Raw genomic sequence first — 23,612 nt, forward strand, 5'->3', positions numbered from 1 at the left:
ATATAGCTTCCGAGTAAACTCCCAAGAGGCGCGGCAATCGTTGCTGCGATGGCGTTCCCGGCGTTGAGCATCGCAAGGCCCTTGGGGACTGAGTCTGTTGGAACGAGCCGCATCACGATTGACGTCGACATCGACCAGAAGCCGCCGATCGCGATACCCAATAGAGCTCTGCCGATCATCAGCACGAGATAGTTGGGGGCAAATGTGACGATCGTTCCGGATACCAACAGGATCAATGAGAACGACAAAAGTACCAGACGTCTGTCCAATCGACGGGTCAACCCCGCCACGAAGATGCTGGTGAGGACCGCGAATACGCCCGAGATAGAGATAGCCTGCCCAGCGCGACCCTCCGTGACCCCCAGTTCAGTGGCGATCGGCGAGAGAAGGCTCACGGGCATGAACTCGGAAGCTATAAGGACGGCAACACAGAGGGCCATCGATATGACCGCGCCCCAGGCTGCGATTGGGACCGCGGGATCTGTGGCTTTCGCGCTTGAGGTTTTGATGCCGTCGGCGCCGGCGCGGGAGCGTGTGAGAACTTGCTGGGTCATGACGGCAATATAGGCCAAACGCAGTTCCCGCATTAGTCATTGCAATTCGTTTGGACTTATCGATTTATGACATCAATGAGTCATTTCTGGAGACGAGCATGAAGAGGGAAGATCTTAACGACATGCTTTGGTTTCTGGCGGTCGCGGAGGAACGAAGTTTCACCAAGGCGGCCGCTAAACTCGGCACGTCACAATCGACGATCAGCCATACCATCAAGAAGCTCGAAGCGAGGATGGGATTGCGCCTTTTGACGCGCACTACTCGCAGCGTCGTTCCGACCGAGGCGGGTGAGAGGCTGATCCGTTCACTGGCACCTCGCATAGAAGAGATCGAGACCGAGATCGACGCGCTTATGGAGATTAGGGACAAGCCATCTGGCTATGTGCGGATAACGCTCTCTGATCACGCTTTGCAGAGCGTCGTTTGGCCGAAACTACGCACGGTGCTCAAAAACTACCCCGATATCACGGTCGAGCTCAACAGCGATAACGGCTTCCGGAATATCGTTGAAGAAAAGTTCGATGCAGGCGTGCGGCTTGGCGAAAGTGTCGACAAGGACATGATAGCGGTCCGCATTGGGCCCGATTGGCGACTAGTCGCCGTGGGATCTCAAAAATATTTTGCCACCAAACCTATTCCCCAAACGCCGCAGGATCTCGTCGGTCATGATTGTATCAACCACCGGCAGTCCCACCTGGGCGGGCTATACGCTTGGGAGTTCGAGAAGGACGGCAGGGAGCTACGGGTTCGTGTTGAAGGGCAGCTCACCTTCAATACATCATACGCCATGATCGACGCAACCTTGGAGGGCTACGGCATTGCTTACGTTCCCGAAAACCTCGTGGAGTCGTTGGTCGCAGCCGGAGAGCTGGTGCAGGTTCTTGAGGACTGGACGCCGTTTTTCCCGGGATATTACCTCTATTATCCAAGCCGAAGACAAAATTCACCGGCCTTCAAAGTGGTAGTAGATGCACTACGCGTATAACCCGAGGACAATCCCTGCGCTTCTGTCGTTACAGCGCCGAAAGTCTCGCCTTCTGAAGCTTATCCTTAGGCCAGCCGCGTCTCGCAGCGCCGCGAAGGTAGGACCCGACGACAACTCACCTGCGTTGCGGCGGTGAATTGAAACTGAAGGACGCGATCTACGGGTGGAATTCATGGGGTAGGCAACGATAGCGGTTGAAAATAGCGGTTGAAAGATGAGCAACAGCTCCATGTTGCGTGGCGGCATGCGCATCGCTGCACTGCGAACTCAGCGCTGGCGGTCAAGGCTGTCTCAGGTATTTTAAGCCCCACGAAGCAATGCACCTCCTCCCAGAGGGAAGCCTGACAGAACAGCGGCACTCCTCCTTCCAGCCGTCGTACAATATTTCGAAAAGCCTGGCGCACCTCCTCCCGCGGCAGGCTTTTTCGTTTGAAATCCAATTTCGCCAGCCTTAGGACGCGGACTCATTAGCTGAAGCGATCCATATCCTCGTTGCGGCGAGTTTGAGGCCGGGAAGGTAGTTGTCCGCACGTCTGTCGTATCGTGTTGCCAGACCACGCATCTGTTTGATGCGATTGAAGAAACGCTCCACCAGATTGCGCTGGCGATAGACCCAACGGCTGAAGCTGAAGGTCTGTTTGCGGTTGGCCTTGGCGGGGATGTTTGCCCAGCACTTGCGTTGCTTGGCAAAGTTACGGATCGCGTCGGTGTCATAGGCCTTGTCTGCAAGGAGTGTCGATCCGGGCTGCATATCGCTCAGCAACTTTTCGGCCATGGGAGCACGGCGGCTTGACCCGCGCTCGGTTCCAGCCGAACAGGCAAGCCATCAGCATCGACGAGCGCGTGGATCTTTGTTGTCAGGCCGCCACGCGAACGTCCCATGCAAGGATCGGCAGATCCCCCTTTTTTGCATTGGCACCATGTTGGTGAACGCGGACGCAGGAGGAATCGATCATCACTATGTCGCCGGCATAACGTTTTGAAACAGCAGCCAGAAGGCGATCCCAGACGCCCGCTTTACGCCAGCGCGAGAACCGATTGTAAAGCGTTGTGCGTGGACCATAGCGCTCCGGCACATCACGCCAGGATGAGCCAGTCCGCAAGCGCCATAGGATACCATTGATCACCCGGCGGTCATCTACGCGCTCAATTCCACGGCTGTTGGTCGGCAGCAACGGCGCGATAACCGCCCATTCCTCGTCGGTCAATTCATGACGGCGCATGGCAATCTCCTTTTCTGGAGATTGAATCACACACCAGCACCAACATGAACCCCGTTATGGGGACACGGCCTAGTCCGGCGTCAAAGCAGAGTGCCCTGTTCCACCGGCTCGCCAGATTTCGAAACGATCGTCGATCCATATGGTTCGCGTGAAGAAATGATAAGCGCGTCTTTCGGAAGTGGTCGAGCGAGATGCTTTGCCTCGTCCCACGGCGCCCGCATCCAGACTTCAGTTTCTTCCTTCGTCCGCAGCAGGACCGGCATGGCCTTTTCATGTATCGGTTTCACGAGATCGTTGGCGTCGGTAGTCAGAAAGCCATAGAGGTCGTCGGTCGTGAGTCCGTCCCGAACCTTCCGGACGCTTTTCCATTGCGGCACGTGGATGCCGGCAAAGAACATCAGCGACTTTGCTTCATCGCGGGCAAACCAGGCGTTGGGTACATTGCCACCTTCCTGTTTGCTCGCCGGATCCGGTTCGGCAAAGCTGGTGACAGGGACAAGGCATCGATGCTCCACACCAAACCACCGTTTCCAATGGGGAAGATTAAGGTTCCGAACATTGGTTGTGCCGCGATCGGCCTCCATGCGGATCAGTTCCTCAAGATCGAAGGGCTTGCCCTTGGCCGCGAGTTTCTCGGCCTTGGCCTTGGCGCCTTTCTCAAGCGCGAAGCGGGGGGAGGGCAGTCCCCATCGCGCATGCACCAGCTGCTTCTTGCCGTCAGCTGTGTTGCGGACGATCGGCCCCATCTGGTCGGGGTTCATCTGATAGGCCGGCATTAGATTGATCAGGCTTTCGGCATCCTGGGCCCATTTCGAGACCCAATCCTTGTCTTCCATCCGATAAAGATTACACATGCCGCGCCATCCCCTTCGCTCAGACCGCGGAAACAATCTAGCGGATGCCACTGATTTCGCTAGTCGAGCTTGTAAACATCGGCATTGTCCTGCCGTTCCCGCAAGCCCTTGTAGGAAGCGTGCCGCAATTTGCCGTCTCCGGTCCACGCCCGAAACTCGATCTCGGCGATCAGCGTTGGCTCGACCCAGACGATATCTGCCTTTCCGGCATAGGGCACCGGCGGCAGTTTTCGTTTCCAACGCAGCTTGTCCAGTACCGTACGCAGCCTGATCATCTCGGCCTCTTTGAAGCCTGTGCCGACGTTGCCGACATGGACGAGGTCGTCACCGCGGTATGCGGCAAGCAACAGCGAAGCGAAGCCGGAAGGCGACGCTGTCGATGGCTCATAGCCGACCACCATGAAGGCTTCGCTCTGGACACATTTGACCTTCACCCAATCGCCGGTGCGGCCGGAGCGATAGGGCTGATCGAGGTGCTTGCCGACAATGCCTTCCAGACCGAGGCGGCAGACGTTGTCAAGCAAGGCATTGGGTTCGGCGTCGAGTGTTTCTGACAGACGGATGGCGCCGTCTTTGCCATCGAGCGTGTCCTCGAGAAGATGCCGACGCGATCGGTATTCGACATTTCGCAGGTCATGGCCATCGAGATAGACAAGGTCGAAGGCGTAGAGGATCGCATCAGAAGCTCGATTGCCAGCCGTCTTGCCGCTGGCTCCCAACGACTGCTGCAGCAGCCCGAAATCCGGCCGTCCTTTTTCGTCGAGCACCACCGCCTCGCCATCGATGATCATCGTCGCCGGCCCGAGCGCTCGAGCGGCCTGTTCGATCGCCGGAAACCGATGCGTCCAGTCATGGCCGCCACGCGTGAGGATCCGGATGCCCGTTGGCTCGATGTGGACAGCCAGTCGATAGCCATCCCATTTCAGCTCCCAGCTCCATTGGTCACCGCTTGGCGGACGCGCTTTCAATTGTGCGAGGGCCGGCTCAACGCGATCAGGCATGGGGTCGAACAGAAGCTGCGGCTGCGCCGGGTTGCGCTTCCGACGTGGCTTCGAGCGGATCGGGGCTTCGGTATCGCGAAGAAGCGGCTTTGATCTCGGGGGCTTCGTCATGCCGAGAGTTCAGCACAAAAACCTTAAGAATAGTGTGACGCTGAACGTCTATCCCCGCTATCCACCACTGCGGCGCAACGGGAAGAGGGAACCGATAAAAATCTTGCCTTCGGTTACGTCCTTGAATCCTCTTCGAATCTTCGGCTTTGCTAATGCTGGGATAATATTCCTCAACTCTGTGGTGCTTGACTCTTTCAAGGCATAAGAACAAACAATGAACATATAGCCCGTGCGACATGATGTCGAAACCTTTGAACACGACCTCGAAGGGAGCCGTGAACGATGACTGCTGCCCGCCAGAGGGTGATCTGCGACCTGCGCGACCGCATCGCCTCCATGGAGGGCGGATCCGCGAAGCGGGCCGGAACACTCGCCTTCGGTGTTCCCGAGATCGATGCGGCGCTGCCTGGCGGCGGCCTTGCCTATGGCGCGCTGCATGAGTTCGCCGGCGGTGGCTCGGGCACTGTCGATGGCGCGGCTGCCGCCCTCTGTGTCGCCGGCATTGCCGCGCGAACCAAAGGGCCCGTCGTCTGGTGCCTGACGCGACCTGATCTGTTCTTTCCGGCTCTGGCGCAGGTTGGCCTCCATCCCGACCGTGTGATCTTCGTGGAATCCGATCGGGAAGAGGATGTGCTCGCCAATATGGAGGAGGGGCTGTCCTTCGGCGGTCTCGGCGCTGTCGTCGGCGAGCTCGTTCGCCTGCCGATGGTCAGTTCCCGTCGGCTGCAGTTGGCGGCCGAGCGAACCGGCACGATGGCGCTCGCGGTCCGACGATGGCGGCGACAGACGGAGGCGAATGATTTTGGCCAGCCCACGGCCTCGACGACAAGATGGCGGGTGAGCGTTATGCCATCAGAAGAGCTGCCGGTACCCGGAGTGGGAAGGGCTCAATGGTTTCTGGAATTGATGCGCGTGAAAGCGGGTGAGTGTGCTGAGTTTCTCGTGAGGGCGTGCGATGACAAGGGTCGTCTCGATCTATCTTCCGGATCTGCCGACGGATCGCATTCGTCGCGCCGATCCGTCTATTCCGCCTGAACAGCCGATCGCCGTGATCGCGAAAAGCGGATCGAAGCGATGGGTGTCGGCCGCCGACCCGACTGCAAAAAAGGCGGGTGTCCACGTCGGCATGCCGGCCGCAAAGGCGCAGTCGCTGTTTCGCGGCCTGATGCTCATCGATGCCGATCCTGCAGCGGACGCCGCGGCCCTTGAACGCATCACGCTCTGGGCGCTGACGATCTATTCGCCAATCGTTGCGGTGGACGGAAGCGACGGCATCGTCATGGATACCGAAGGTGCCGACCATCTGCAGGGCGGCGAGCTTCCCATGGTGACGAAAATCGCCAACCAGTTCCTGGCAAGAAAACTGACCGCCCGTGTGGCGGTCGCCGACAGCTGGGGAGCTGCCCACGCTTGCGCCCGCGCGGTCAATCGTGAGACGATCGTCATTCTACCCGGCGAGACCGTGCGTGCCGTCGAAAAGCTGCCGATATCGCTGCTGCGCCTGCCGGCAAAGACTGTCTCTGACCTGCGAATCCTCGGTTTCCAAACGATCGGCGAGGTTGCCAACGCGCCACGCGCGCCGTTGACGCTTCGTTTCGGTCCGGAGGTCGGCCGCCGCCTTGACCAGATGCTCTGTCGTGTTGCCGAGCCGATCGAGCCGATCCGCACGCCTGAGCTGGTTGAAGTCGCCAAAGCCTTTGCCGAACCGATCGGCGCGGCCGAGACGATCAACAAATATGTCGGCCGCCTTGTTGTCCAGCTGGTTGATGAGCTCCAGAAGCGCGGGCTGGGCGTGCGCCGAGCCGATCTCGTTGTTGAGACAGTCGACGGCACGAGACAGGCGATCCGCGCGGGAACAGCCAAACCTGCCCGCGATGTTGCCTGGCTGAAAAAACTGTTTCGGGACCGGACAGAAAAGATCGAGCCGGGCTTCGGGATCGAAAAGCTCACGCTCGTCGCGGTCATGGCCGAGCCATTGGAGCAGGCGCAGAAAGCGTCCGCTCTGGTCGAGGATGACGTTACCGACGTCACGCCGCTCATCGATATCTATGGAAATCGCGGCCAGCGTGTTTATCGGGTCGCACCGGTTGCCTCCGACGTACCGGAACGCTCCGTCCAGAGGATCAGTCCTGCTGCCGATCCGGTCGCAGTGACCTGGGTCAGTCATTGGCGCCGGCCAGTCCGGCTGCTGGCCCGGCCGGAAGTGATCGAGGCGATTGCGCTGATGCCGGACCGGCCGCCGGTTTCGATCGTCTGGCGTGGCAAGCGCCGCAAGATCAAGCGTGCTGATGGCCCGGAACGTATTTTTGGAGAATGGTGGCAGCGCGACGCCGAAATGGAGGCGGTGCGCGACTACTTTGTCATCGAGGATGCGGCGGGCGAGCGCCTCTGGGTTTTTCGCTCCGGCGATGGCGTCGATCCGGATACCGGTTCCCACCGCTGGTTCTGCCATGGGATTTTCGCATGAGTTACGCCGAGCTGCAGGTTACGACGCATTTTTCTTTCCTGCGCGGGGCATCGTCGGCGCAGGAACTGTTCGAAACCGCAAAGGCTCTGGGTATCCAGGCGCTTGGCATTGTCGATCGCAATTCACTGGCGGGGATCGTCCGGGCGCTCGAAGCATCCCGCGCCACCGGTCTGCGCCTGGTCGTCGGCTGCCGGCTCGATCTCGCGGATGGAATGTCCGTGCTGGTCTATCCGATGGATCGAGCCGCCTATTCGCGTCTGACGCGGCTGATCACGCTTGGCAAATCGCGTGGCGGCAAGAACAACTGCATCCTGCACTGGGACGACGTTATCGCATACGCGGAAGGGATGATCGGCGTTCTCGTGCCGGATCTTCCGGACGATACTTGCGCGGTGCAGCTGCGCAAGATGGCGCATGTTTTCGGCGACCGCGCCTATGTGTCGCTGTGCCTGCGCCGGCGACCCAACGACCAGATGCGGCTGCATGAGATCTCCAACATGGCGGCACGCTTCAAGGTGAAGACCGTCGTCACCAACGACGTTCTGTTTCATGAGCCTGGCCGGCGCCAGTTGCAGGACATCGTTACCTGCATCAGGCACAACACCACGATCGACGATGTCGGCTTCGAGCGTGAACGCCATGCCGATCGGTATCTGAAGCCGCCGGAAGAAATGGAACGCCTGTTTCCGCGATATCCGGAAGCGCTGGCCCGGACCACGGAGATCGTGCGCCGGTGCAAATTTTCGCTGGAGGAGCTGACCTACCAATATCCGGAGGAGGCGATTGTGCCGGGCAAGGATGCCCAGGCGTCGCTTGAGCATTACGTCTGGGAGTGCGTACCCGATCGCTATCCGGAAGGACTGCCCCCGGATGTCTTGAAGATCGTGCGCCACGAACTCGATCTCATCCGCACCATGAAATACGCCCCTTACTTCCTGACGGTGTTTTCGATCGTCCGCTTCGCCCGGAGCCAGGGCATCCTCTGCCAAGGCAGGGGATCGGCGGCCAACAGCGCCGTCTGCTATATCCTCGGCATCACCTCGATCGATCCGTCGACCAATGATCTCCTGTTCGAGCGCTTCGTCAGCCAGGAGCGTGACGAACCGCCGGATATCGACGTCGATTTCGAACACGAGCGGCGGGAAGAGGTGATCCAATGGATCTACCAGACCTACACGAGAGACAAGGCCGCTCTTTGCGCGACCGTCACCCGCTACCGCGCCAAGGGTGCGATCCGCGATGTCGGCAAGGCGCTCGGCGTGCCGGAAGACGTGATCAAGGCGCTGTCGTCGGGCATGTGGTCCTGGTCGGAGGAAGTCCCTGATCGCAACATCCGAGAACTTAATCTTAATCCTGACGACCGGCGTCTGGCGCTCACCCTGAAACTGGCGCAGCAGCTGATGGGCGCCCCGCGCCACCTCGGTCAGCATCCAGGGGGCTTTGTCCTCACCCATGACCGGCTGGACGATCTCGTGCCGATCGAGCCGGCGACGATGAAGGACCGGCAGATCATCGAATGGGACAAGGACGATGTCGAGGCGCTGAAGTTCATGAAGGTGGATGTGCTGGCATTGGGCATGCTGACCTGCATGGCAAAGGCTTTCGATCTTATCCGCGAACACAAGGATGAGGATCTCGATCTGTCGAAGATCGAGCAGGAGGATGCCGCGACATACGCCATGATCCGCAAGGCTGACACGCTCGGCACCTTCCAGATTGAAAGCCGGGCGCAGATGGCGATGCTGCCGCGCCTGAAACCCCGCACCTTCTATGATCTGGTCGTGCAGGTGGCGATCGTGCGGCCCGGACCGATCCAGGGCGACATGGTGCATCCCTATCTTCGCCGCCGTGAAGGGAAAGAGCCGGTAGAGTATCCGACGCCTGAGCTTGAGGCGGTGCTCGGCAAGACGCTCGGCGTGCCGCTGTTTCAGGAGAGCGCCATGCGGGTGGCGATGGTCTGTGCCGGTTTTACCGGCGGTGAGGCCGACCAGTTGCGCAAGTCGATGGCCACCTTCAAGTTCACCGGCGGCGTTTCACGCTTCAAGGACAAGCTGGTGTCGGGCATGGTGAGGAATGGCTACTCGCCTGAGTTTGCCGAGAAAACGTTCTCACAGCTCGAAGGTTTTGGCTCCTACGGCTTTCCGGAAAGCCATGCAGCCTCCTTCGCGCTGATCGCCTACGCCTCGAACTACATCAAGTGCCATTACCCGGATGTCTTTTGCGCTGCGCTTTTGAACAGTCAGCCCATGGGCTTTTATGCTCCAGCCCAGATCGTCGGCGATGCGATCAAGCATAGCGTCGAGGTACGGCCGGTCTGTGTCAACCACTCGCGCTGGGACTGTACGCTGGAGCAGATCGGCAGCAGCGATCGGCATGCTGTCCGGCTCGGTTTTCGGCAGATCAAGGGACTGGCGGTCGCGGATGCGGCCCGGGTCGTGACGGCTCGGATGAACAGCCCTTTCGCGTCGGTCGATGACATGTGGCGCCGGTCCAATGTTCCGACGGAAGCACTTGTTCAGCTTGCAGAGGCCGATGCGTTCCTGCCATCGCTCAAACTCGAACGGCGCGATGCCCTCTGGGCCATCAAGGCGCTTCGCGATGAGCCATTGCCCTTGTTTGCAGCCGCGGCCGAACGCGAGATGGCGGCTATTGCTGAGCAGCAAGAGCCGGAGGTGGCGCTGCGGCAAATGACGGACGGGCACAATGTCATCGAGGATTACAGCCATACTGGGCTGACGCTGAGACAGCATCCGGTTGGCTTCCTGCGCAAGGATCTGTCGGAGCGCAATATCATAACCTGTGCCGAGGCGATGAATTCTAGGGACGGGCGGTGGGTCTATACGGCCGGGCTTGTCCTGGTGCGGCAAAAGCCCGGATCGGCCAAGGGCGTCATGTTCATCACCATCGAGGACGAAACGGGTCCGGCCAATCTCGTCGTCTGGCCGTCATTGTTTGAGAAGCGTCGGCGGGTCGTGCTGGGATCCTCGATGATGGCGATCCACGGCCGGATCCAGCGGGAAGGGGAGGTCGTGCATCTCGTGGCACAGCAACTGTTCGACCTTTCAGCGGACCTCGTCGATCTGGCTGATCGGGATAGCGAGTTCAAGCTTCCAACCGGGCGCGGCGACGAGTTTGCACACGGCGGCGGGCCGGATTCACGCGACAGGCCAAAGCCGATTGTCCCCCGCGACATGTTCACACCTGATCTTCATATCGATACGCTGAAGGTGAAGAGCCGGAATTTTCAATGAGTTTGACTGTTCAGACGGGGCTGCTGCTTCACACCTTTTGTAAGTGCGAGGCTGAGGCCGACAGCGCTTAGGCGCAAGGGGACCCTGGAACGGACATGTCCTTCAATCATCGCAGCGAGTGCCGATGCGGGAAATATGCGTGAAGAAATCTTCTGCGGCAGACATGCGAGCCGGTCAACAAGCGCTGGAGACGACGGCTAAGCATTTATGGACCATCGCTTCGTCACTTGGCTGGTTTGGATCGAAAGAACGAGTCAGAATGATCGCCCTTGCGAATAACTCAAAAATTACAGTGTTCGCAGCGGCCATAATTATCAGAAAAGCGAAGCGTCTATAGCTTCAATGTCCGGTGCTTTAGTGCGTCCGTGATCTCAATTCTTGCCACCCCGATCAGGGCTTCCATCGCAGCGCGAGCCGCTTCGGGATTTCTCAGGCGGATTGCATCGAGCACCGCATGATGTTTCTCCAGCGCTTGTTCGTGCGATTGGCTCGCTCGATTGGTAAGGCGGAAGCTGGCTAGGAGCGCTGCTCGGATTGCACTTCCGAATTGCCGGTAGACCCAGTTGCCGCTCGCATTGATAATCGCTGTATGAAAGTCCAGATCGGCGCGGCTCCATTCTTCATTATCCCGGGCATTGGCCTCGACCATGTCTTCATAGGCTTGAGCGATACGCGCGAGTTGTTTGGCAGTCGCTTTTGTCGCCGCGTGCGCAGCAGCGGCCGGCTCCAATAACTGTCTCGCGTCAATCAGCGATGAGTAGAAATTCTCGTCGCCGCCGACTGACAACATTACGTCCAAGACGAGCGGATCCAGATAATTCCAATTCTCTCGCGACAATACGACCGTTCCTGCTCTCGTGCGTGATCTTATCATGCCAAGGGCAGCCAGGTACTGCATTGTTTCGCGCAGACTGGTGCGACTGACACCGAATTTATCTGTCAAATCTGCTTCGTTCGGAAGTGTGGATCCCTCGGGGATTTCACCAGACACGATCTGCTCGACGAACTTCGAAAGCAGCGCCTCGCGAACGGTCCGTTTGCCGCGTCCGGCAATTTCGTCACTGCTTTCGGACAGTCTCCGTTCGCTTCTCATCAGTCCTCCGAAGTCCCCAATCAAGCCGTTCTGTCTGTGCTCTAAATAAATTTCCGATTGTTGTCAGGAGATATGTATGTCCACTTTTTAGCACGAACTCCAGCAAAAACACATTTATGGGAAAATAAATCGTATTTATATTGACATTGATATGACAGTGCATATGCTTTTGGTAGCTGGATGCGATATCTCGTGTCTTCGAAATCAACGGTTAATGGGAGGAGGGAGCAATGAAGCTCATCAAATATGCAGCTATTATTGCGTTGAGTACATTCAGTACAACGTTCGTCACGCCAACATTTGCTCAGGATAAAGACCTCAAGGTCGGCGCCATCTACATGGACGCCCAAGGTTTTTACGCTGGCGTTCGCAAGGGCATCCAAGATGGCGCGTCCGATGCGGGCCGCAAACTCGATGTTGTGGAGACGAACGCACAGGGCGACGCCAGCAAGGAATCCTCCTTTATCGATACGTTGATTTCATCCGGCGTCCAGGCAATCATCGTCTCGCCGGTGTCAGCCGACGGGTCTTCGCGTGCAATCCGCCGTGCACATGACGCAGGCATTCCGGTCGTCTGCTACAACACATGTCTTAACGACGCTGACATGAAGGAATACATTTCCGCATACGCCGTCGGCGACCCCTATGATTTCGGCCACAAGCTCGGTGACGCCGCGGCAGACTACTTCGTCGCGGCAAAAATCGAGGCGCCGAAGATCGGTGTGTTGAACTGCGAGTTTGTTGAAGTCTGCGTCACGCGTCGTAAGGGCTTCGAGGAAGCACTGAAGGCAAAGGTGCCCGGCGCTCACATCGTTGCGAACCAGGAGGGCGCGACGCTCGACAAGGCCGTTTCGGTCGCTGCCACGATGCTGACCTCCAACCCTGAGATCAACGCGTTCTTCGGCGAGGCCGGAGGCGCGACACTCGGTGCTGCTCGTGCGGTCAAGAGCCAAGGCAAGACCGGGAAAGTTGTCGTGTTCGGTGGCGATATGACGACCGAAATCGCGCAGGAGCTGGCTGACTTCAGCGTTATCAAGGCTGTCGTCGACATCTCCGGTCAGGGTCTTGGAAGGCTTGCTCTCGCGCAGGCGATCAAGTCTATCGACGGCCAGCCACCTAAAGGTATTAAGGTGGCTTACGACATTGACCTCTACAAATCTTCCGATGACGGCAAGGCATGGCTTAAAGCACATGCTGACGGCATTCCGTGACGTCTCCTCCCGATGACGAAAACCGAGGCCGCCGGGAAACCGGCGGCATCTTTTCGAAGGTGGAAAAAGAATGACACAAATATTGCGTGCAGGAGAGCTTCCGTCATGGTCGGTCGCGTTCGTTGAAGGCTGCACTCGCCAGTACCCGGGGGTTCTTGCTCTTGACAACGCGACCTTTAAAGTCGCGGCCGGCGAGGTGAGGGCACTTCTCGGTAAGAACGGCGCGGGGAAGTCGACGTTGATCCGGCTCCTGACAGGCGCGGAAATCCCCGATAGCGGTACCGTTAAGATCGATGGCGAGGAGTTGCGGCATTCCGGCTCCAGCCGCGCACAGGATGCCTTCCAGAAAGGCGTCCGCGTTGTCTACCAAGAACTCAGCCTCGTCCCGGGCATGACGCTGGCTGAAAACCTTTTCCTGGGCCGCTGGCCTCGAAAAAACGGTGTTCTCCATTATTCACAGATGGAAGCCGAGGCATCCGCAGCCATGGGGCGTCTCGGTCTTGATCGCGCTCCCAATGCACTGGTGGCGAGCCTTAGCCCAGCCGAGCGGCAGCTCCTGGAGATCGCCCGCGTCCTCCTTGGCAAGCCCAAGCTTGTGATCCTTGATGAACCGACCAGCTCGTTGGCTGCCGCCGAGGCCGAGAGGGTAATGGCCGCCGTGACGCGCATCGCTTCCGAGGGCATCGCGGTTATCTATGTTAGCCACCGAATGAACGAGATCCGCCAGATTGCCCATTCTGCGACGATCATGCGAGACGGCCGCATTATCGATACTGTCGACGTGAAGGGTGCCGACACCCGGGAGATTGTCCGACTAATGCTCGGAGTGGAAGGGTCGAAGGCGGCGACACTCGAAAACCGGACGCGGGATAAGACGGTCCTGGAGGTTCGCGAGGTGGCTCTGGCTCCGAAGCTCAATTCCGTTTCCTTTCAGTTGAAGGCAGGGGAGGTTCTTGGTATCGCCGGCCTCCTTGGCTCAGGGCGCACGGAACTGCTTCAGGCCATTATGGGCGTACGCACGCCAGATCTTGGCGAAGTCCAGGTCGATGGACGTGCAGTTAAGCCGGGCGCGTACAAGCAGATGATTTCCAGGGGTTTTGGCTACACGCCTGAAAGCCGAAAGGAAGAGGGCATTGTTCCACTTCTTGGGGTGGACGAAAACACGCTTTCGACCAACTTTGCCGGCGTGAGCAAGCGCGGCATCCTGTCGTCGAAAATGATGGCGGATGCGACGCGCAAGATTGTGCAGCGCTTGCATATCAAAACAGCTGAGACGAGCACCCCGATCGGCACCCTGTCGGGTGGCAATCAGCAAAAAGTTGTCATTGGCCGGTGGGTCTATGCAAACAGCCGCGTTCTCCTGCTCGACGAACCGACGCGCGGCGTCGACGTCGAAGCCAAGGCACAGATCTACGCAATTATTCGCCAGCTTGCCGCGGAAGGGCGTAGCATCATCTTCGTATCAAGCGAGATCGAGGAGCTGCCGCTTGTCTGTGACAGGGTTCTCGTTCTCCGCGACGGCACCCTCCACGAAGAATTCAAATCACCAAACATCGATCAGGACGCCTTGATGGCAGCCTGCATCGCCGGTCACTGAGGGAGACAGCAGATGTCGCTCGATCACGCTGCTAAGCCAGCATCCACTGCAGGGACCCGGTCCCGGTTTTCATTCACACAGCACATGAACGAGCTGAGCCTTTTTGTTGCTATCATCGTGCTCTACGTTGTTTTCACATCGACCGCGAATGGCTTCCTGTCCTTTAACAACCAGATCAATATTCTTCGGGATGCGGCTACCATTGGTATTGCCGCGTGGGCCGCAACGCTCATCATCATTGCCGGTGAGATCGACGTTAGCGTCGGACCGATGGTCGCTTTCATTTCAGTCATTCTTGCTTTCTTCCTCCAGTGGGGATTGCCAACGCCCATAGCCTTTGCCCTGGCAATTGTCGTCGGCGCTCTTCTGGGATCCATTGCCGGTGTACTCAGAGCTTACTGTGACGTGCCGTCTTTTGTTGCCACACTCGGGCTTTGGAGTGCTCTACGCGGCACTGCTCTGTTCGTTACCGACGCGCTGCCGGTGTCGATCGGTCGCAACGACGTCCTGGATGCCCTCGACCGCTCGTTCCTCGGAATCCCCCCTGCGGCGATCGTCATGCTCGTTTTCTTCGTGGTGTTCACCTTCATCAGTCGCAAGACGGCCTTCGGGCGGTCGGTGTTTGCGATCGGCGGTAATTCGCATGCAGCTTTTCTGAGCGGCATCAGCGTCTCCAAGATCCGCGTATCTCTCTTCGCGATTGCCGGAGCTATGGCTGCGATCTCAGGCATTTTGCTAGTCTCGCGCCTCGGTTCAGGTAATGCCACCGCTGCCACGGGCCTCGAATTCGACGTCATCGCCGCCGTTGTCGTGGGCGGCACGTCGTTGTCCGGCGGACGGGGATCGATGCTGGGAACACTTCTCGGCGTTCTTGTCATCACGCTCATTGGAAATGGCCTGGTGCTGCTCGGTATCAACCCGTTCTTCCAGCAAGTCGTAAGAGGCCTGATCATCGTGATCGCAGTGCTCGCCAACATCCAGGCGATCAAGCGCAGCATGTCACGCAATCGAGGCTGACGACATGGCGATCATCACGCTCGAAAAGAAAGATCTTATGCTCCGTGTCTCGACCCGGGGCGGTGTGATCTTGGCCTTTTCCTGGAACGCACACGGTCAGCCGGTTCCTCTACTGCGACCGTCTGCCAACGACGACGTCGATGCTCTCGGTTCTAGCTGCTATCCACTCGTACCCTTCGGCAACCGTGTCCGCGGCAACGAGTTTGAATTCGGCGGGAAAACGTACCGGTTCACAGCCAACACCTTATGGGATCCTCACTACCTGCACGGAGAGGGCTGGGATTCAAGGTGGACAGTGTCAAATTGGTCCGAGGACGAGCTCGAGATGAGCTTCGCCCACAAAGGTGGCCACACACCTTACATCTACCGGGCCGACCAGCACTTTCGCCTGGTTGACGGCGGAGTGGAGCTTCGCCTGACTGTCGAAAACACAGGGGAAGAGCCGCTTCCGTTTGGGCTTGGTTGGCACCCGTATTTCCCGGTGACGCCGGCAACAACCCTATTTGCGCCGGCACGGAAATTCTGGACGGAAGTGGAAGGTTGGCTGCCGGGCGAAGCGCAAGAGATACCTCCGGACCTGAACTTCGGTGAGCCTATCGGTCTTCCTGACCGATGGGTAAATAATGGCTTTCAGGATTGGTCGGGAGAGGCGGTCATCAGCTGGCCGGAGAGACAGACACAATTGCAGCTCACCGCTGACCCAGTATTCAAGCATGCTTTCGTTTTCGTGTCTGACACAACCTTCGACCCAGATTTCCAGCGGGATTACTTCTGCTTCGAGCCGATGACCCATCTCGCCAATGGTCATAACTTGCCCGATCTTGGCGACCTCAAAGTCCTGGCCCCAGGTCAGTCTCTATCCGGCAGCATTAGAATGCGCCCCAGCACCCTATAAACTGGAGTTCAGAATGTCTGCGAAAGACCGGTACGACTACATCATCGTCGGCGGAGGAAGTTCAGCCTGCGTCGTCGCGGCCAAGCTCGTCACGGGGGGCAAGGCGAGGGTGCTCTTGCTGGAGCGTGGGCCTGCCAAAGCCAATCCGATCATGAGCTTCCCAGCCGGATACATGAAGTTCCTGGCGAAGGACACCTATCTGGCAATGCACCAGACCAAACCGCAGCCCCAGCTAAACGGACGAGGGCCGATCGTGCCTCAAGGCAAGGTTCTTGGCGGCGGCAGTACCGTCAATGCAATGGTCTACATGCGCGGGCAGGCGGCGGACTTCGATCTCTGGAATGAGATCGCGACCTCGGAAGGTTTAAACGATCCAGCGTGGTCCTATGCAGACCTCCTGCCTCATTTTAAAGCCCAAGAGGACAATGACCATCTAGCTGGCGAATTCCACGGCGTCGGCGGACCGCTAAAGATCTCACATCTCGGTCACACGAGTCCTATGACACGGACTTTTGTGAAAACATTGCAAGAAATGGGAATTCCGTACAACCCCGATTTCAACGGGGCTCGACAGTTCGGTGTCGGCTTCATGCAGCATACCATCGACTGGAAAACCAGACGACGCTCTAGTGCCGTTGACGCGTTTCTCGCTCCAGTCATGAACAATCCGCTCCTGACGGTCGAGACCGGGGCAACCGTCGCCGCCATCAATATGGAGGGCGATCGCGCCGTCGGTGTCGCCTACGTTCAAAACGGCAATCGAAAGACAGCTAACGCTGGCGAAGTCATTCTCGCAGCAGGGGCGTATCAAACCCCAAAGCTGCTGATGATCTCCGGTATCGGTCCGGAAGATGAGCTGACCAAGCATGATATCGCGAAGAGGGTCGTCGTCGCTGGCGTTGGGAAGAACCTCCAGGATCACTATGAGTGCCCAGTGGTCGCCACCACCAAGGGCTCATATGGCTACTACGGCGCCGATCGTGGCTGGCCGATGATCAAGGCAGGCTTGCAGTACCTCGCCTTCGAATCCGGACCGGTATCGACCACGGGCGTGGAGACATGCGCATTCTACGATCCGGACGGAAACAACGACCGTCCGACGATCCAGATGTTCTGCGTGCCCACGGTCTATCTGGACCGTGATGTCATGGGCACCGAACCCGGCGATGGCGTAACCATCAATTCACTCCTGCTTCGTCCCAAGGCGAGAGGCTCAGTAACGTTGGCATCGAAAGATCCTTTCGAAAACCCGATCGTCGACACGCAGATTTTCGGGCACCCGGATGACCTTCGACTGACGATGGCGGGCTTCCGCTTCGCACGCACGGTCCTCGAAGCATCGCCATTATGTGAGCTCATCGACAAGGAGATATTTCCCGGCGCTGACGTCACCGGCGATGAGGCTATCGCCGCGCATTGCAAGCGCACGGTGAAGACGGGCTACCATCCGGTCGGTACCTGTAAGCTGGGGCGCGACAGCGATCCGGAGGCCGTCCTCGATACAAGCCTTCGTGTTCGCGGGACGCGAGGGCTGCGCGTCGTCGACGCGTCGCTCATGCCAACAATCGTCAGCGGCAATACCAACGCCGCCGTCATGGCTGCAGCGAGCAAAGCCGCTGATCTCATTCTCGCATAAAGGATGTGTCCCATGAAGATCACCAAGCTAACGACCTACATCGTTCCGCCGCGCTGGCTGTTTCTGAAAGTCGAGACGGACGAGGGAGTGGTCGGCTGGGGCGAGCCGGTCGTGGAGGGTAGGGCGCTGACGGTGGAAGCTGCGGTCCATGAACTCGCTGATTATTTGGTCGGCAAAGACCCTTTTCTTATCGAAGACCATTGGACTGTGATGTATCGCGGCGGTTTCTACCGAGGCGGCGCCATCCACATGTCCGCTCTCTCAGGGATCGACCAGGCGCTTTGGGACATCAAGGGCAAAGCACTTGGCCAGCCTGTTCACTCGCTACTTGGCGGCCAAGTTCGTGACCGCATCAAGGTCTATAGCTGGATCGGCGGCGACCGCCCGTCCGATGTAGCAGCGAATGCGAAAGACGTTGTTGCCAAAGGCTTCAAAGCCGTCAAGATGAACGGAGCCGAAGAGCTTCAGATCGTCGATTCCCACGCGAAGATCGATGCGATCCTCGCGAATGTCGCCGCTGTCCGGGAAGCCGTCGGTCCGCACATCGGGATCGGCACCGATTTTCATGGTCGAGTGCATCGGCCGATGGCGAAGGTTTTGGCAAAGGAGCTTGAAGCATTCAAACTGATGTTCATCGAGGAGCCTGTGCTTTCCGAAAACCGGGAAGCGCTGAAGGAGATCGCGAACCATTCTTCGACCCCGATCGCGCTCGGGGAGCGCTTATATTCCAGGTGGGAGTTCAAGTCGGTGCTGGCCGATGGATATGTGGACATCATACAACCGGACCTCAGCCACGCGGGCGGCCTAACCGAGTGCCGGAAGATTGCAAGCATGGCGGAAGCGTATGACGTCGCTCTCGCTCCCCATTGTCCTCTTGGTCCGATTGCGCTCGCCGCTTGCCTCCAAATCGATGCTGTCAGCTATAATGCGTTCATTCAAGAACAGAGCCTCGGCATTCATTACAACGAAAGCAGTGACATCCTGGACTATATCTCCAATAAGGAGGTCTTCAAATATGCCGATGGTTTTGTGGCAATCCCTCAAGGTCCCGGTCTTGGGGTCGAGGTGGACGAGGTTTACGTCAAGCAACGAGCTACTGAAGGGCATCGCTGGCGCAATCCCGTTTGGCGTCATGAAGACGGAAGTTTGGCGGAGTGGTGAGCATGGTTAGACTGAAGGGCAAGCGCGCGTTCATTACCGGTGCGGCACAGGGCATCGGGCTGGCAATCGCCGAGGCTTTTGTTCGCGAAGCGGCTGCCGTTTTTCTTATCGACATGGATGGCGATCTACTTGCCGCCGTGGCCAGAAGGCTTCAGGCACAAGGCGCGATTGTCGGTCATATGACGGCTGACATCACCGACGCGAGGGCGATCAGCGAAGCAGTTGCTCAAGCCGAACGTGAGATTGGGCGGATCAACGCACTGGTCAACAATGCCGGGGTCAACGTCTTTGCCGAGCCGCTGGAAACCAGCGACGAGGAATGGAATCGCTGCTTCGATATCAATCTGAAGGGTGCCTGGAACTGCTCGAAGGCCATCCTGCCAGGACTGATCGGAGAGGGCGGCGGTGCTATCCTGAACATCGCTTCGACCCATGCCTTCACCATTATCCCGCATACCTTTCCCTATCCGCTCGCCAAGCACGCGCTTCTCGGAATGACCAAATCCCTCGGCCTCGAATACGCGTCCAAGAATGTTCGCGTGAATGCGCTGGCGCCGGGCTATGTCGCGACGCAGAAGGTCATCGATTACTGGAACGGTTTTGCCGATCCGGAGGCGGCCAAGGCGGAGACGATGAAGCTGCACCCGGGTGGACGGATCGCCATGCCACAGGAAATCGCGATGGCGGCTGTGTTCATGATCTCCGACGAGTGTCCATTCATCAATGCCACCTGCCTGACGGTCGATGGCGGTCTTAGTGTCCAGCAGCATCCGGCCTGACGGGAGGAAGGGCACTTTGTTGAATCGTGGAGAGCAGAGGCGTTCCCGCAAGGATCCGGTCGTAGGCCGAGGAGCATCGTCGTGCGCCGGTCGCCGAAATTGCGATTGCCACGATACCAGAGGGGAAGCCCCGATGATACCGTTGTGCACGCCAGGCTCGGAGGGACGATGATCTATATCACGCATGACTGGTCGAGGCGATGACCATGGCTGACAAGATCGTCGTGCTGAATAACGGCAAGATCGAACAGATCGGCTCACGGATGACGCTCTACAACCACCTGGCAAATCCCTTCGTGGCGGGATTTATCGGCTCGGCCGAGATGAACCTCTTCGGAGGTGAATTCGCCGAACGCGAGGCATGCAGAACTTATGGTATCCGACCGGAAGACCTCGCACTCTCCAATTCGTTGGGCGCGACGTTGATGGAAGGCTGCATTGTTGAAATGAGGCCCAGCAGAGCGATCGATGAATAAGGAGTCAGACGAAGTTCGTCCAGTCGACACTTAGAGCTATGCTGATCCGACGGACTTTAAGTTCGTCAGTCTCCACGCCGGACTCAATCTGATCGATTTCAAGGGTCGTAAGGCCGCATGTCACAGCGAGATCATCGACACTGTATCCAACGTTCTCACGCGCCTGTTTGAGCGCCTGGCCGATTGTAGTCCCATTCGCAACGCCTATGATCTCGTGGTTTTGCATACCCATTTTCCATCCTCTCGTTGCTGGACGCGGAACGTTTCCGAGTCACTTAGAAGCGCCAAAATTTCCCTCGTCGTTCCGATAGAGTTTTAGCCCATTACTCCGATTGAACGCAACCAATTTATTTGGTAATTACATACGCCTTTGTATAAATCGAACTTCATGTTTATAATTTGGCGACGCCATCTTGGAGGAAGTTATGATTGTTCGCATGGGACTTTTTCGCCGTAAGCCGGAACTCAGCGTACAGGAGTTCAAGAGCTATTGGCGCGGGAAGCACGGCACTCTCGTGAAAAATTCACTCAAGACCCTCGAAGCATATGTACAAAATATAATCACTGACCGTTCGCAAAAGGGCATTGATTATGACCGCGGCAGCCTTGAACTTGACGGTATGTCCCAGTTGTTCTTTCCAACGCTTGCCGCGATGCGGCGGAGCATAGACACGGACACTCTCCAGAAGCTGATGGCTGATGAAGACAACTTCCTGAAGGACCTAATCGTGGTTACGGCCCTGCAAAACACTATCCTTCCAGTCGAAAGGTCCGCCAATAGGGTGAAGCGAATGTCTTTGCTAAAGCGCAGGTCGGGGATCACCGCAGAGGAATTTCAAGATCAGTGGTTCAACCATCACACGCCGCTTGTTAAACGCCTTCCCGGTTTATTAGGCTACCGTCAGAACCTCGTTATTGATTGGCAGGCGGATCGGTTCTCCGACGCGACCATTTCTGACGCAATAGGTTTGGATGGCATCGTTGAGCTCTGGTTTGAGGACGAGGCATCCATCGAGCACGCATTTCAATCGGCCCAGGGAAGAACGGCAATGATGCACGCGAAGGAGTTTATTGGTGAAATTTCGACGTTCGTCGTTGAACCTTTCGAGATCATTCCAGAGCGTGAGATTTCCCGGCACAAGGCGGCCTGACTCGAAAGCGCCTTCGCAATGTATTGGGGTGGAATCCGCTTTGGGAAATTTGAACGACAGCAAATAGCTTCGTTGCCTGATTTCGCTACGGTGAGCCCCTAGGTGGGAATCATTTAGCCTATCAGTTAGTTTGGGACCAAGGAGTTAAATATGACAAGCCTATTTCAACCCTACGACCTATCGGGGATGTCCCTTCCGAACCGTATAGTAATGGCACCTATGACAAGGTCGCGCGCGGCAAATTTGATACCCGATGCGGCGACCGCCCTCTACTATGCTCAACGAGCAAGTGCAGGGTTGATTATTTCTGAGGGCACTCAGATATCACAGGAAGGGCGAGGTTATTTGTTCACACCGGGTATCCATGATGCTGCTCAGATAGACGGGTGGCGATTGGTCACCGATGCTGTTCATATGGCCAAGGGACGCATCTTCGCTCAACTTTGGCATGTGGGGCGCATTTCCCATTTCTCACTCCAGCCGGAACAGGGGCAACCCGTTTCGTCGGCATCTATAGTTGCTGCTAATTCCACCGCGTTCGCGTACGATGAAAATGGAGTTGCGGGTAAACAGGCGTGCTCTGCACCGCGCGCACTTGGGACCGACGAAGTCTCGCGTATTGTGCAGGATTTTGTCCAAGCAGCATTGAATGCAGTGGAAGCCGGTTTCGACGGTGTCGAATTGCATGGCGCGAATGGCTACATTTTCGAACAATTCCTTAGTGGAGCGCTGAATGATCGAACAGACAAATATGGTGGATCGATTGAGAACAGGCTTCGCTTCACCCTGGAAGTCATCGATGCTACGATCGACGCCATTGGCGACCACCGTGTCGGGTTGCGTATCTCACCTTTCGGCCGACTTCACGACATGAGGCCATACGATACGGAAGCAGAGACTTGGTTGGCGCTAATCGGCGAACTGAACCAACGAGCGCTCGCCTACCTACACCTGAGTGACCAGCACACCATTGGAACGTCTGGTCTGCCTGGTATTCCGGCCGATTTCCTAAAACTGATCCGAAAAATGTATGCGGGCACGCTCATAGCTGCCGGTGGCTTTGACAAAGCGACGGGACAGGAAGCGCTGGACGCCGGTCTCCTGGATTTGATCGCCATAGGGCGGCCGTTCATTTCCAATCCAGACTTGGTCGAAAGGCTGGCAAATGACTGGCCGACAACTCCAGCGGAGCGAGAAGCCTATTACGGCACCGGCGTCGAGGGGTATATTGACTATCCGCGTTACAGGCGGGCCTGATGATCTTTGCCGGTGCCGTCCTGGGCGCATCCGAAAGCTTCGGGTCCGCATGACGCGTTCTTTCTATGGCTTTCGCAGCGATTTCGAACTCGAATATCCCAATTGAAATGAGAGCTGACGCGTAGTTTCGAGAAGCATTGGAATATATTCGCTATCAGGTGAATTACTCATAACCGTGTCCAATCCGATCGCGGTTATGGCGCATTGCATCTGGCCCATGTGATCGAAAACGGGAGCTGACAAAGCGTTGATGCCCGGAACCGGAGGTTCATCAATTGTTGCATATCCTGCGGTACGTATGGCTTCAATCTCTGAGCGTGACAAAAACTTCGACTTTCCAACACGTCCCGAGCCCGGTTCGTCTTTGCGTTCGGATCGAATAGCTTCGCGCACCATCCCTTCAGGCATAAATGCTGCGAATGCCCTACCACTTGCTGTTCCCGTCAGTGAGTAGACGGTTCCAACGCGCGTGTTCATGTTCAGTTGGCTGCCGCTCTCCTGAACCTGAATGACTGTCGGACCAAATGAGCCCCAAACTACAAGGGCAACGTTCAGACCGCTTTTTAGTGAAAGATCGGTGGCGGCTTCCCGTGCCATCCTCATGGGGTCGACCGTACGCATGCGAGTTATGCCAAGTTCTAGAGCGAAGGGACCGAGACGATAACGTCCAGCAGCCTCTTCTTGTTCGATGAGTCCGAGTTTCCGGTAGCTGACAAGATAGGCGTGAGCCTGGGCGGGAGCGATCCCTGCTAGGCGAGCCAAATCCTTTAGCATCATTGGCTCTTCCTCCTCGACGAGAACGTTCAGAAGTCTTGCACCGACCTCAATGGACTGGATGCCTCTAGCTTCACTTTTATCTGAAGCATTTACTCGAACGTTCATCTTTGATCCC

General features: G+C 57.5%; 20 protein-coding genes and 2 pseudogenes. 15 read left to right on the forward strand and 7 right to left on the reverse strand.

Annotated features, from left to right (window positions below; genetic code table 11):
• Positions 1-572: MFS transporter (locus FHT73_RS23885; protein ID WP_246712215.1), on the reverse strand; the 572-nt coding region annotated here is incomplete at its 3' end.
• An 80-nt stretch (positions 573-652) separates the two neighbouring features.
• Here FHT73_RS23885 and FHT73_RS23890 point away from each other — a divergent pair.
• Positions 653-1,540, forward strand: a complete 888-nt coding sequence (locus tag FHT73_RS23890; RefSeq protein WP_183715256.1) for a LysR family transcriptional regulator — start codon at positions 653-655, stop codon at positions 1,538-1,540.
• 451 nt (positions 1,541-1,991) lie between these two features.
• Here the strand turns inward: FHT73_RS23890 and FHT73_RS23895 are convergent.
• From FHT73_RS23895 to ligD, 3 genes and pseudogenes are all read right to left on the reverse strand, one after another.
• Positions 1,992-2,769 (reverse strand): annotated as a pseudogene (locus FHT73_RS23895) (IS5 family transposase).
• 74 nt (positions 2,770-2,843) lie between these two features.
• The gene (locus tag FHT73_RS23900; RefSeq protein WP_183715258.1) at positions 2,844-3,617 is read right to left on the reverse strand and encodes an SOS response-associated peptidase; all 774 of its coding nucleotides are present in this window, start codon (positions 3,615-3,617) and stop codon (positions 2,844-2,846) included.
• 59 nt (positions 3,618-3,676) lie between these two features.
• Positions 3,677-4,729, reverse strand: a complete 1,053-nt coding sequence (ligD, locus tag FHT73_RS23905) for a non-homologous end-joining DNA ligase (protein ID WP_183715260.1) — start codon at positions 4,727-4,729, stop codon at positions 3,677-3,679.
• Between the two features lie 282 nt (positions 4,730-5,011).
• Here ligD and FHT73_RS23910 point away from each other — a divergent pair, with 282 nt between their 5' ends.
• The 4 genes from FHT73_RS23910 to FHT73_RS23925 all read left to right on the forward strand — a co-directional run bounded on the left by FHT73_RS23910 (position 5,012) and on the right by FHT73_RS23925 (position 10,784).
• The gene (locus FHT73_RS23910) at positions 5,012-5,764 is read left to right on the forward strand and encodes an ImuA family protein (protein WP_183715262.1); all 753 of its coding nucleotides are present in this window, start codon (positions 5,012-5,014) and stop codon (positions 5,762-5,764) included.
• Positions 5,685-7,196, forward strand: a complete 1,512-nt coding sequence (locus FHT73_RS23915) for a DNA polymerase Y family protein (RefSeq protein WP_183715264.1) — start codon at positions 5,685-5,687, stop codon at positions 7,194-7,196. Before FHT73_RS23910 ends, FHT73_RS23915 begins: the two co-directional genes overlap by 80 nt.
• The gene (locus tag FHT73_RS23920) at positions 7,193-10,447 is read left to right on the forward strand and encodes an error-prone DNA polymerase (protein ID WP_183715265.1); all 3,255 of its coding nucleotides are present in this window, start codon (positions 7,193-7,195) and stop codon (positions 10,445-10,447) included. Before FHT73_RS23915 ends, FHT73_RS23920 begins: the two co-directional genes overlap by 4 nt.
• Positions 10,448-10,586: 139 nt before the next feature.
• Entirely contained in the window at positions 10,587-10,784 is a 198-nt protein-coding gene (locus tag FHT73_RS23925) for a hypothetical protein (protein ID WP_183715267.1), read from the forward strand.
• On the opposite strand, the gene FHT73_RS23930 is transcribed toward FHT73_RS23925, so the two are convergent.
• Positions 10,779-11,540, reverse strand: coding sequence for a FadR/GntR family transcriptional regulator (locus tag FHT73_RS23930; RefSeq protein WP_183715269.1), 762 nt, complete (start codon positions 11,538-11,540; stop codon positions 10,779-10,781). The genes FHT73_RS23925 and FHT73_RS23930 overlap by 6 nt on opposite strands.
• Before the next feature lie 230 nt (positions 11,541-11,770).
• Between FHT73_RS23930 and FHT73_RS23935 the strand changes: the two genes are divergently transcribed.
• The 8 genes and pseudogenes from FHT73_RS23935 to FHT73_RS23970 form a co-directional block, all read left to right on the forward strand.
• The gene (locus tag FHT73_RS23935) at positions 11,771-12,751 is read left to right on the forward strand and encodes a substrate-binding domain-containing protein (RefSeq protein ID WP_183715272.1); all 981 of its coding nucleotides are present in this window, start codon (positions 11,771-11,773) and stop codon (positions 12,749-12,751) included.
• 70 nt (positions 12,752-12,821) lie between these two features.
• On the forward strand, positions 12,822-14,348 hold the full coding sequence (locus FHT73_RS23940) for a sugar ABC transporter ATP-binding protein (protein WP_183715273.1): 1,527 nt from the start codon (positions 12,822-12,824) through the stop codon (positions 14,346-14,348).
• Between the two features lie 12 nt (positions 14,349-14,360).
• Complete coding sequence (locus FHT73_RS23945; protein ID WP_183715275.1) at positions 14,361-15,365, forward strand: ABC transporter permease; 1,005 nt, start codon at positions 14,361-14,363, stop codon at positions 15,363-15,365.
• A 4-nt stretch (positions 15,366-15,369) separates the two neighbouring features.
• Positions 15,370-16,260 (forward strand): aldose 1-epimerase, encoded by an 891-nt coding sequence (locus tag FHT73_RS23950; protein ID WP_183715277.1) that lies wholly within the window; start codon positions 15,370-15,372, stop codon positions 16,258-16,260.
• 13 nt (positions 16,261-16,273) lie between these two features.
• Complete coding sequence (locus tag FHT73_RS23955) at positions 16,274-17,896, forward strand: GMC family oxidoreductase N-terminal domain-containing protein (RefSeq protein WP_183715279.1); 1,623 nt, start codon at positions 16,274-16,276, stop codon at positions 17,894-17,896.
• Positions 17,897-17,908: 12 nt separating this feature from the next.
• Positions 17,909-19,057 carry a galactonate dehydratase gene (gene dgoD, locus FHT73_RS23960; RefSeq protein WP_183715281.1) on the forward strand — a complete coding sequence of 383 codons (1,149 nt, stop codon included), beginning with the start codon at positions 17,909-17,911 and terminating at the stop codon, positions 19,055-19,057.
• Positions 19,058-19,059: 2 nt separating this feature from the next.
• Positions 19,060-19,836, forward strand: a complete 777-nt coding sequence (locus FHT73_RS23965; protein WP_183715282.1) for an SDR family oxidoreductase — start codon at positions 19,060-19,062, stop codon at positions 19,834-19,836.
• 144 nt (positions 19,837-19,980) lie between these two features.
• A pseudogene (locus FHT73_RS23970) lies at positions 19,981-20,240 on the forward strand (sugar ABC transporter ATP-binding protein); the annotation flags it as partial.
• Between the two features lie 76 nt (positions 20,241-20,316).
• Here the strand turns inward: FHT73_RS23970 and FHT73_RS23975 are convergent.
• Positions 20,317-20,544: a helix-turn-helix domain-containing protein gene (locus FHT73_RS23975; protein WP_183715284.1), complete on the reverse strand. Its 228-nt coding sequence runs from the start codon at positions 20,542-20,544 to the stop codon at positions 20,317-20,319.
• Positions 20,545-20,737: 193 nt separating this feature from the next.
• On the opposite strand from FHT73_RS23975, the gene FHT73_RS23980 reads away from it, so the two are divergent.
• A complete protein-coding gene (locus FHT73_RS23980) occupies positions 20,738-21,463 on the forward strand; it encodes an EthD domain-containing protein (protein WP_183715286.1) in 726 nt (241 codons plus the stop codon).
• A gap of 150 nt (positions 21,464-21,613) precedes the next feature.
• The gene (locus FHT73_RS23985; RefSeq protein ID WP_183715287.1) at positions 21,614-22,720 is read left to right on the forward strand and encodes an alkene reductase; all 1,107 of its coding nucleotides are present in this window, start codon (positions 21,614-21,616) and stop codon (positions 22,718-22,720) included.
• Between the two features lie 63 nt (positions 22,721-22,783).
• On the opposite strand, the gene FHT73_RS23990 is transcribed toward FHT73_RS23985, so the two are convergent.
• Positions 22,784-23,602 carry an IclR family transcriptional regulator gene (locus tag FHT73_RS23990; RefSeq protein WP_183715289.1) on the reverse strand — a complete coding sequence of 273 codons (819 nt, stop codon included), beginning with the start codon at positions 23,600-23,602 and terminating at the stop codon, positions 22,784-22,786.
• Positions 23,603-23,612 lie beyond the last annotated feature (10 nt).

Source organism: Rhizobium sp. BK098, assembly GCF_014193155.1.
In the GTDB taxonomy this organism is placed as follows: domain Bacteria; phylum Pseudomonadota; class Alphaproteobacteria; order Rhizobiales; family Rhizobiaceae; genus Rhizobium.

What these genes read in the sequence shown, in the direction of transcription:
- FHT73_RS23915 (WP_183715264.1), top strand. Translation starts at nt 5,685, where the DNA reads ATGACAAGGGTCGTCTCGATCTATCTTCCGGATCTGCCGACGGATCGC.
- FHT73_RS23900 (WP_183715258.1), bottom strand. Translation starts at nt 3,617, where the DNA reads ATGTGTAATCTTTATCGGATGGAAGACAAGGATTGGGTCTCGAAATGG.
- FHT73_RS23955 (WP_183715279.1), top strand. Translation starts at nt 16,274, where the DNA reads ATGTCTGCGAAAGACCGGTACGACTACATCATCGTCGGCGGAGGAAGT.
- FHT73_RS23990 (WP_183715289.1), bottom strand. Translation starts at nt 23,602, where the DNA reads ATGAACGTTCGAGTAAATGCTTCAGATAAAAGTGAAGCTAGAGGCATC.
- FHT73_RS23920 (WP_183715265.1), top strand. Translation starts at nt 7,193, where the DNA reads ATGAGTTACGCCGAGCTGCAGGTTACGACGCATTTTTCTTTCCTGCGC.
- FHT73_RS23975 (WP_183715284.1), bottom strand. Translation starts at nt 20,544, where the DNA reads ATGGGTATGCAAAACCACGAGATCATAGGCGTTGCGAATGGGACTACA.
- FHT73_RS23930 (WP_183715269.1), bottom strand. Translation starts at nt 11,540, where the DNA reads ATGAGAAGCGAACGGAGACTGTCCGAAAGCAGTGACGAAATTGCCGGA.
- FHT73_RS23935 (WP_183715272.1), top strand. Translation starts at nt 11,771, where the DNA reads ATGAAGCTCATCAAATATGCAGCTATTATTGCGTTGAGTACATTCAGT.
- FHT73_RS23940 (WP_183715273.1), top strand. Translation starts at nt 12,822, where the DNA reads ATGACACAAATATTGCGTGCAGGAGAGCTTCCGTCATGGTCGGTCGCG.
- FHT73_RS23890 (WP_183715256.1), top strand. Translation starts at nt 653, where the DNA reads ATGAAGAGGGAAGATCTTAACGACATGCTTTGGTTTCTGGCGGTCGCG.
- FHT73_RS23945 (WP_183715275.1), top strand. Translation starts at nt 14,361, where the DNA reads ATGTCGCTCGATCACGCTGCTAAGCCAGCATCCACTGCAGGGACCCGG.
- FHT73_RS23910 (WP_183715262.1), top strand. Translation starts at nt 5,012, where the DNA reads ATGACTGCTGCCCGCCAGAGGGTGATCTGCGACCTGCGCGACCGCATC.
- FHT73_RS23965 (WP_183715282.1), top strand. Translation starts at nt 19,060, where the DNA reads ATGGTTAGACTGAAGGGCAAGCGCGCGTTCATTACCGGTGCGGCACAG.
- FHT73_RS23985 (WP_183715287.1), top strand. Translation starts at nt 21,614, where the DNA reads ATGACAAGCCTATTTCAACCCTACGACCTATCGGGGATGTCCCTTCCG.
- ligD (WP_183715260.1), bottom strand. Translation starts at nt 4,729, where the DNA reads ATGACGAAGCCCCCGAGATCAAAGCCGCTTCTTCGCGATACCGAAGCC.
- dgoD (WP_183715281.1), top strand. Translation starts at nt 17,909, where the DNA reads ATGAAGATCACCAAGCTAACGACCTACATCGTTCCGCCGCGCTGGCTG.
- FHT73_RS23980 (WP_183715286.1), top strand. Translation starts at nt 20,738, where the DNA reads ATGATTGTTCGCATGGGACTTTTTCGCCGTAAGCCGGAACTCAGCGTA.
- FHT73_RS23950 (WP_183715277.1), top strand. Translation starts at nt 15,370, where the DNA reads ATGGCGATCATCACGCTCGAAAAGAAAGATCTTATGCTCCGTGTCTCG.